Source organism: Actinomadura rubrisoli (assembly GCF_004349215.1).
In the GTDB taxonomy this organism is placed as follows: Bacteria; Actinomycetota; Actinomycetes; order Streptosporangiales; family Streptosporangiaceae; genus Spirillospora; species Spirillospora rubrisoli.
Window position 1 is genome coordinate 1 of record NZ_SMKU01000420.1, and the last position, 7,237, is coordinate 7,237.

Consider the following 7,237-nt stretch of genomic DNA (forward strand, 5'->3'; position numbering starts at 1 on the left):
CCTTTCAAGGCACACCCCACCCTTCAAGACACCCCCACCCAGAATCACCAGCCACCCATCCCAACATGACCGCGATCGTCCTCACCGACGCCAGCCAGGCAGAGGCGCTGGTCCACCAGACCGTGGACCTGCCTGGCCTAGGGCGCTTCTTACGGATCTACGTACTGATGCGCGACGAACAAGCCCCATAGGAAACGACCTAGTTCGCCGCTCTGGCGAACAGCATCAACTCCGTCATGCATGCCGCCGTCCGCCGGGCGGAGGTAGTAGCGCTCGTATCTCCGCAGCGCCTGGTGGGCTGTGTTTGTCCTTGGGCGGCGAGGGCCCAAAAGGTCTGCCCCTTCGAAGAGGTGGTGCGGGTGGCGCAGCGGCCGCACGCGGGAGTCTTGGTGCGTTGGGTGGTGGATACCCGCGTCTTCGACGGGTGGGCCGCCGAAGACGCGGGTGTCAACTGACGCCTGGTTCTGTGGCTGCGGTTGCGTGTGCGTGGACGACCAGGGGTGGTAGTCCGGACGCCGCCGGTGCCTTGACTGGGGCGGAGACGTCGATTTGCACCGTCGCTTCGTCCCGGTGGACCTTCACTGTGGCTCCGGCGGGGACGGCCTTCTGGACCAGATCACGAACGGCGGGCAGGGACTCGCCTCGGGCCGCTGCGCGGGCGCCGGTGCGTGCGGCGTCCGTGCAGGTGAGCTGGACGGAGGCGACCATCATGCCCCAGAGCGCTATCGCCGTGATCAGTACCAGGCTGGGCAATGCAACGGCGATCTCGGCCGTGACCATCCCCTGCTCGCGCCGGGCTCGGCCGGTCAGCCGGCAAGCTGGAGAGCCTTCTTGATGATCCCTAAAAGCAGGGTCTTCACCTCCGGACTCGTTACGATCTTGAAAAGCAGGCCGGCGAAGGCCGCTGCGGCTATGGTGCCGACCGCGTACTCGGCGGTGGACATGCCTTTATCCCTGGCCGTACGCAATTGCCGCACCGCTGTCTGTATCGCCCGCATGGTGTCCTACCTTTCTTGATGTGGCTGAGCTGGTCATTCGTACGGTTGGCGGGCCCAGGGACCTCTGGGTATGGCTGGTATGGGACCGCCGCTGGACGGCTGAGTGCGCCCGTTACCAAGACTGCGATGCCGAGGTGTCACGCGGAACGTGAACGCCGTTCTGTGGATAACCGTCAGGGGAGGAGGAGCGTCGAGGCGATTCCGGCGATGGCCGGGACCACTCCGAGCAGGACGAAGGCGGGCAGGAAGCACAGGCCCAGCGGGGCGAGGGCGCGTATGCCCGCAGAGCGGGCACGCGCCGCGGCAGCCGTGCGGGCGATGCGCCGCTGGTCGCGCGCGAGGCGGCTCAGGGACGGGGCCAGCGCCGCCCCGGTCGAGACGGCGCGGACGGCTGTGCGGGCCAGGGGCGCTAGCAGTGGTTCCCTCGTGAGCGCGAGCCAGGCGTCCGTCGGGTCGGCGCCGAGCCGGATCTGGATGGCGACGCCACGGAGCTCGTCCCCGAGCGGGCCACCGACCGCGTCCGCGACGGCGTCGACCGCTTGGTGCCAAGGGGTGCCGCCGCGAAGACATGCGGCAAGGAGGTCGACCGCTACAGGGAGGTCGGCGACGAGGCGTGCCCTGTTGCGTTTGCGCTCGGCGTTTCCCAGGCGGCTGAACGAGTGCCATACCGCGAGGCCAATCAGGACGCCGATCACGGCACCGCTCAGGTCGCCCACGGCGACGTAGGCGAGTAGGCCCGCCGCCAATGACGTAGTGCGCCGCATCAGCTGTTCGCGCCTATCGCGGTCTGCGTCGCGCTTCTTTGGTGCCGCATGTCTTGGTGACGCCCTTGGAAGCTGACCGGCCAGCCTTTGGGCGGCGACGTTCGCTCCCTTGGGCATGAGGAATGCCGACGCTGCTGCGCAGAGAACGGCCACCAACGCCATCATGCCTCCCCGATGTCCGGCGTCATCGTGGGGACTCCGCGGATCTGGCCAAGCGGCGGGTCCACCAGAGACCGGTCGCGTTGAGGCCGACGCCGGTGGTCAGGCAGGCCAGGCCAGGGAGCGAGCCGCAGAGGAAGGTGAGGGGATGCGCGCCCAGGGCCGCAGCCATGCCGATTCCGAGGAGCGGCAGTGCGGCCAGGAGCCGGGCCGTCGCTCGCGGGCCCGCGAGCTGGACGGTCACGTCTTGGCGTTGAGCCTCCTCGTCTCGTAGGGCGGCGGCCAGGCCGTCCAGAACAGTGGCAAGGGTTCCGCCACGTTCAGAGCCGACGCGCCAGCAGGCTGCCAGGAGGCGGAGCCCTTCCGCGCCTGGTCGATCGGCCAGTTGCTCAAGGCGGTCGGGGATCTCGGGGACCTGCCCCAAGGGAGATGGGCGCAGGGTGCTGAGGATCTCGGCGGACATGTGCGGGTCGAGGACGGCGGCGGCCGCTGTGAACGCATCATTGGGGGCTCGGCCCGCGGCGAGTTCAGCGGCCATCCCGTCGCAGAGTTCGATGACCGAGGTTCGCCACCGGCGCGGGCGGCTCCTTCGCTCCTTGAAGGCCGCGACCCGCGTTTTGAGGACGAGGAAGACTCCGGCCTGTGGCTCCGCGGGTGGAGCGAGAAGCCGGTTCACGCGTTGGGCGGCAGGTGTGGGGGTCAGCAGCATCCAGACGGCGGCCGAGGAGAAGAGGGCCGCCAGGCTTGCGGCACTGATCATCCTGGCGTCCACCGATGGTGCAGGCGGGCCGCCAGCTCCTCGGCGCCCGTCCCCGGTCTCAGCTCGCCGTTCGCGGTGAAGGAGACGGCGGGGAGCACGCCGACAAGGCCGTCGGGCGCTCGGTGCAGCAGGCAGATCTCGGCCACGCGTCGCCGACCGCCGCCCGGTTCGCGGACGAGGTGGACGACGACGTCCAAGGCGGCGGCCAGCTGGCTGTGCACGGCCTCGCGGCTGAGCCCGGCCGCGCACGCCAGTGCTTCGAGGCGGGCCGGGACGTCCGCCGCAGTGTTGGCATGCAATGTGCCGCAACCCCCCTCATGCCCCGTGTTGAGCGCCTGTAGCAAAACGATCACCTCAGGGCCCCGGACCTCGCCAACGACCAAGCGGTCGGGGCGCATGCGGAGCGCTTGGCGGACGAGGTCGTTCAAGGTCACGCCACCGGCTCCCTCCACGTTGGGAGGACGTGCTTCCAGGCGGACGACATGGGGATGATCTGGTCTCAGCTCGGCGGAGTCTTCCACCAGGAGCAGCCGTTCGCCCGGGTGGGCCAGCGAGAGAAGGGAGCTCAAGAGCGTTGTCTTTCCGGAGCCCGTACCGCCGGAGATGAGGAAGGCGGCTCGGGTCTCGATCAGTGCGCCGAGGAGGGTGGCGCCTTCGGGCGGGACGGTGCCAGCCGTGATCAGCTCGTCGAGGGTGAACGCCCGTCGGCGCGGCAGCCGGAGGGAGAGGCAGGTACCGTTCGCGGCCACCGGCGGGAGGACCGCGTGGAGCCGGATCCCGCCGGGGAGCCGTGCGTCGGCGTAGGGGGAGGCGTCGTCAAGCCGACGACCGGCGGCGGCCGTGAGCCGTTGGGCCAGACGCCGGAGCGTCGCCTCGTCCTGAAAACGCAGCGCGGTGCGGACCAGGCCGGAGCCCGCGTCCACCCAAACCTCGCTCGGACCGTTCACCAGGACATCGGTGACCTCCGGGGAACGTAACAGCGGTTCCAGGGGGCCGGCCCCGACGAACTCGGCGCGCAGCTCGTCGGTCAGGGACAGCACTTCGCGGTCGCCGAGCAGCCGCTCCTCGGCGCGCAGCGCCGCGGCGACACGCCCGGCGGTCGGTTCGCCGCCTGTGTCGGCCAGCCGGTCGCGAACAGCGTCGGAGAGCCTGGTCATCGCTAGGACACCTCTTTCTTCAGGGCACCGCCAATACGGTGCGCGTTGGTGGGGAGCCCTAGGGAGTCGGGGGCGACGGGTCTAGTCCGGTCGCCCCTGGACGGCCCGCACGACACCACGGTCCCCCGACTCCCCAAGATGCAGGCCCGCAGCAGTGAAACGCACGGCAGAACCTCAGTTGGTCGACCGCCCGAGGCTGCGGCCGATGACCACCCTGGGGCCACGGCTTGGTGACCACCTGAGGGGCGGCACCTAGTCACCAGCCCAGGAGCGGTATGTAGTCACCACCATCCAGGGAGCGACAGTCGATAACCACCTCACGGGCTGGCGGTCGGTGCCCCCACAGGGGCGGCATCGGTGACCACCACGCGAGGGCCACGGTTAGTGGCTACCGCAGGAGGTGGCGGTTGGTGACCGCCCAGGGACCACGGTTAGTGACCGCCCAAGGACCAGGGCTAGGGATCACCTGCGGGCCACGGTCGGTGGCTGCTCAGGAGCCGCCGACGGTCGGTTACCACCCAAGGGCACGGCTGGTGGCCACTCCAGGGGCTGAGGTTAATGACCGCTCAGGCGCACGGTTGGTGACCGTCCGAGGGGAGCGGTTGGTGACCACCCCACGGGCGATGGCGGTCGGTGCCCATACAGAGGCCACAGCTAGTGACACCCCAGGGGGCGGCAGTTGGTGCCCGCCCAAAGGCCGCAGCATGTGACCGTCCAGGGGCATCGGTTGGTGACCACCCGGAGGCCGGGCACGTCGCCGATCTCCGCTCGACCTCCGCAAGACCATCATCGCGGCGAGCCGGTCGAGCACGTCGCGGACCTGCCCGGCGTCGCGGGACTCCCGAAGCGCGCCACCAGGCCCGTCTCGACGTCGAGGTTCCCGGCGAGCAGCAGGCTCAACTCCTCCCCGGACGACACCTCGGCCGCAGTTGGGTCTCCGCACCAGGAACCTCCAGTTAGTAACCACCCCACGAACCTCGGAGAGAGACCGCAGGTGCCGCAATTGGTGACTTGCCGTGGGGTGGCGACTGGTGACCACCCCGGGAACCGTTGGTGACCACCGTGAGAGCGCGGTTAGTGGCCGCCCGAGGATTCGTGGCCACCCCAGGCGGCCACCGTTGGCGATCCCCCAGGAACCCCGGTTGGAGATCCCCCCAGAGATCCCCCCAGAGATCCCGGTTAGGTGTCACCCCGCGGGCCGCTGTGGCGACATCCCAGGGCGGGGGGTTGAGAACACCCGTGATCGTGGTTGGGGGCCATCCAGGGAGCCCGTGGTCGGTGAACGTCCCAGGGGACGCGGTTGGTGACCGCGCTGGGAGCTCTCGTTGGTGACACGGCGCGGCTGTCGCTGACGCGAGCGCTGCCCCTGCGCGTCGGCGACGTCACACTGCTGCGCGATCCCGGGCGGCATCACATCCCGGCCGGGGTCACCGTGCCATCCCGGGGCTGCGGGCGGTGAGCGCCCCGACGGGGCGCGGTTGGTGACCGCGCCGCGAGCCGCGGTAGGTGACCATCCAGGGAGCCCATGGTCGGTGAACGTCCCAGGGGACGCGGTTGATGACCGCGCTAGGGGCCGCCGTTGGCGACCACCCCCGGGGCTGCGGGCGGTGAGCGCCCGACGCGACGCGGTTGGTGACCGCACTGCGAGCCGCCGTTGATGACCATCCAGGAAGCCCATGGTCGGTGAACGTCCCAGGGGACGCGGTTGGTGACCGCGCCAGGGGCTGCCGTTGGCGACCCCCCGGGGCTGCGGGCGGTGAGCGCCCGGCGGGACGCGGGTGGTGGGTGTGCGGGGGTGGTTGTGATGGCGGTGGGTCATGCTGCCTCTTCCTCTCGGTAGGCGTAGGGCTGGAGGGAGAGATCGGCGAGGATGCCGTCGCAGAAGTCGGTCAGGGGGCCGCGGCGGCATAGGTGCGCGAGTTGTCCCTCGTCGATGGCGGCGGGCAGGCGGCGGTCGCGGTCGAACGTGCCTGCGGACGGGAGTTCGAGGGCCTGGGCGACGACCTCGGGGGTCAGCCCGCCCGGTGCTGGGCCCTGGACGATGAGGCGCAGGTCGGAGGTATCGCGGCGCAGCGCGGTTGAGAGCCCGTCGGCGGCGATGGTCGCGCGCACCTCGGCGGGTACGAGGAGGAAGGTGACGTCGGCGGCGCGCAGGGCCGCGCGGCCGACCTCTCCTGGATAGCGCGGGACGTCCGCGATGACGAGGTCGAAGCCGCGGAGGGCGGCGTCGAACAGCGACAGGGCGGCCTCTTGGGGGACGGGAACGGGCTCGCCCCGCCGCCAGGACAGGACGGACAGGTCGCCGGACCGGGGCAGTGCCTCGCGCAGTGTCGCGGTGTTCAGCCGGCCCCGGCGTTCGGCGAGGTCGTGCCAGCGGACGCCTTCGTGCGACTCCAGGCCGAGCATGAGGTCGAGGCCGCCGCCGTACGGGTCGGCGTCCACGAGGAGCGTCCGCAGGCCCGTGCTCGCCGCGCACAGCCCGAGCGCCGCCGCGAGGACACTGGCCCCGGCGCCGCCGCGGGCGCCGACGACGCAGAGGGTCGCGGCCCATGTGCCGTCGGGTTCGCTGGCCGTCGCGAACGCGTCGACCAGCCAGCTCTCGTTGTCGGGCAACACGGCGACGTCTTGGGCGCCGACCTCCACCGCCATGCGGTACGTCTCGGATGTCGCCGCCGAGTTCGTGACCAGGACGACGCCAGGGCGGCGTTGCAGGGCGGCGGACGCGACCTCTTCGGCCAAGTCGGCGCCGACGAGGATGAGCGCCGGCCACGTCCAGGCAGCCCTGGCTTCATCTGGGCCATAGGCGACCTCGGCGTGGGCGTCGGCGGCGGCCGCGAGGCGCAGCAGCCCGTCCGCAATGGCCGGATCGCCTGTGACGATCAGTGCCGCGATGTTCATCGGATCCTCCACATCGTTCGGAGGAGTCCAGCTTGCGGTGCAGGCGACGGCGCCGGAAGACGTTCCGCGAACTGTGGATAACTTCGGTGCGCGGTGGTGGCACGCTCGCGGGTGAGCGCCCAAGGGAGTGATCATCAGCGACTGGGCTTCCCCGCGTGGCGGCGGGCGGTGGCTTGGTCTGCGCCACCGCCCGGCCGCTTCACGACTGGGCGACCCCCGCCGGGGGGGAGAGCGGGGGTCGCCGAACGGTCCGGCTCTGGGGGGGTAGAGCCGGCCCGTTTTCCCAAGAGAGTCTCGGGGTAGATCGAGCTATGCCGCTCGCAAGTCAGGTCTATAGGAGAGGCAAACTCGCTGTCTCCAGTCTAGGCAGATACAACATATGCTGCCCGATCGTCGAGAGTTCCGTCGAGCCGCAAACTCGCCCAGGCTGTACCGTTTTTTCTCACCTGGCCGGGACGGCCGCCCGCCGCCGGAGGTAGAGCGGCGCCCCCTGCGGCCCCG

Annotated in this window: 9 protein-coding genes; 2 read left to right on the top strand and 7 right to left on the bottom strand. The window is 70.5% G+C overall.

Annotated elements, in window-relative coordinates:
* Window positions 1-65 precede the first annotated feature (65 nt).
* Window positions 66-191 (top strand): hypothetical protein, encoded by a 126-nt coding sequence (locus E1298_RS51420; protein WP_279499612.1) that lies wholly within the window; start codon window positions 66-68, stop codon window positions 189-191.
* A 256-nt stretch (window positions 192-447) separates the two neighbouring features.
* Here E1298_RS51420 and E1298_RS41635 read toward each other — a convergent pair whose 3' ends face one another.
* The 6 genes from E1298_RS41635 to E1298_RS51425 all read right to left on the bottom strand — a co-directional run bounded on the left by E1298_RS41635 (window position 448) and on the right by E1298_RS51425 (window position 4,756).
* Entirely contained in the window at window positions 448-780 is a 333-nt protein-coding gene (locus E1298_RS41635; RefSeq protein WP_131902897.1) for a TadE family type IV pilus minor pilin, read from the bottom strand.
* A 26-nt stretch (window positions 781-806) separates the two neighbouring features.
* Window positions 807-998 carry a DUF4244 domain-containing protein gene (locus E1298_RS41640; protein ID WP_131902898.1) on the bottom strand — a complete coding sequence of 64 codons (192 nt, stop codon included), beginning with the start codon at window positions 996-998 and terminating at the stop codon, window positions 807-809.
* Window positions 999-1,171: 173 nt separating this feature from the next.
* Window positions 1,172-1,762 carry a type II secretion system F family protein gene (locus E1298_RS41645; protein ID WP_131902899.1) on the bottom strand — a complete coding sequence of 197 codons (591 nt, stop codon included), beginning with the start codon at window positions 1,760-1,762 and terminating at the stop codon, window positions 1,172-1,174.
* Between the two features lie 184 nt (window positions 1,763-1,946).
* Window positions 1,947-2,681 (bottom strand): type II secretion system F family protein, encoded by a 735-nt coding sequence (locus tag E1298_RS41650; RefSeq protein ID WP_131902900.1) that lies wholly within the window; start codon window positions 2,679-2,681, stop codon window positions 1,947-1,949.
* A complete protein-coding gene (locus E1298_RS41655) occupies window positions 2,678-3,838 on the bottom strand; it encodes a TadA family conjugal transfer-associated ATPase (RefSeq protein WP_131902901.1) in 1,161 nt (386 codons plus the stop codon). Before E1298_RS41655 ends, E1298_RS41650 begins: the two co-directional genes overlap by 4 nt.
* Before the next feature lie 786 nt (window positions 3,839-4,624).
* Window positions 4,625-4,756 (bottom strand): hypothetical protein, encoded by a 132-nt coding sequence (locus tag E1298_RS51425; protein ID WP_279499616.1) that lies wholly within the window; start codon window positions 4,754-4,756, stop codon window positions 4,625-4,627.
* A gap of 385 nt (window positions 4,757-5,141) precedes the next feature.
* On the opposite strand from E1298_RS51425, the gene E1298_RS48885 reads away from it, so the two are divergent.
* A complete protein-coding gene (locus E1298_RS48885) occupies window positions 5,142-5,297 on the top strand; it encodes a hypothetical protein (protein WP_165975920.1) in 156 nt (51 codons plus the stop codon).
* 356 nt (window positions 5,298-5,653) lie between these two features.
* On the opposite strand, the gene ssd is transcribed toward E1298_RS48885, so the two are convergent.
* Complete coding sequence (ssd, locus tag E1298_RS41660; protein WP_131902902.1) at window positions 5,654-6,736, bottom strand: septum site-determining protein Ssd; 1,083 nt, start codon at window positions 6,734-6,736, stop codon at window positions 5,654-5,656.
* Window positions 6,737-7,237: the final 501 nt, after the last annotated feature.

What these genes read in the sequence shown, in the direction of transcription:
- E1298_RS51420 (WP_279499612.1), top strand. Translation starts at nt 66, where the DNA reads ATGACCGCGATCGTCCTCACCGACGCCAGCCAGGCAGAGGCGCTGGTC.
- E1298_RS41635 (WP_131902897.1), bottom strand. Translation starts at nt 780, where the DNA reads ATGGTCACGGCCGAGATCGCCGTTGCATTGCCCAGCCTGGTACTGATC.
- E1298_RS41640 (WP_131902898.1), bottom strand. Translation starts at nt 998, where the DNA reads ATGCGGGCGATACAGACAGCGGTGCGGCAATTGCGTACGGCCAGGGAT.
- E1298_RS41645 (WP_131902899.1), bottom strand. Translation starts at nt 1,762, where the DNA reads ATGCGGCGCACTACGTCATTGGCGGCGGGCCTACTCGCCTACGTCGCC.
- E1298_RS41650 (WP_131902900.1), bottom strand. Translation starts at nt 2,681, where the DNA reads ATGATCAGTGCCGCAAGCCTGGCGGCCCTCTTCTCCTCGGCCGCCGTC.
- E1298_RS41655 (WP_131902901.1), bottom strand. Translation starts at nt 3,838, where the DNA reads ATGACCAGGCTCTCCGACGCTGTTCGCGACCGGCTGGCCGACACAGGC.
- ssd (WP_131902902.1), bottom strand. Translation starts at nt 6,736, where the DNA reads ATGAACATCGCGGCACTGATCGTCACAGGCGATCCGGCCATTGCGGAC.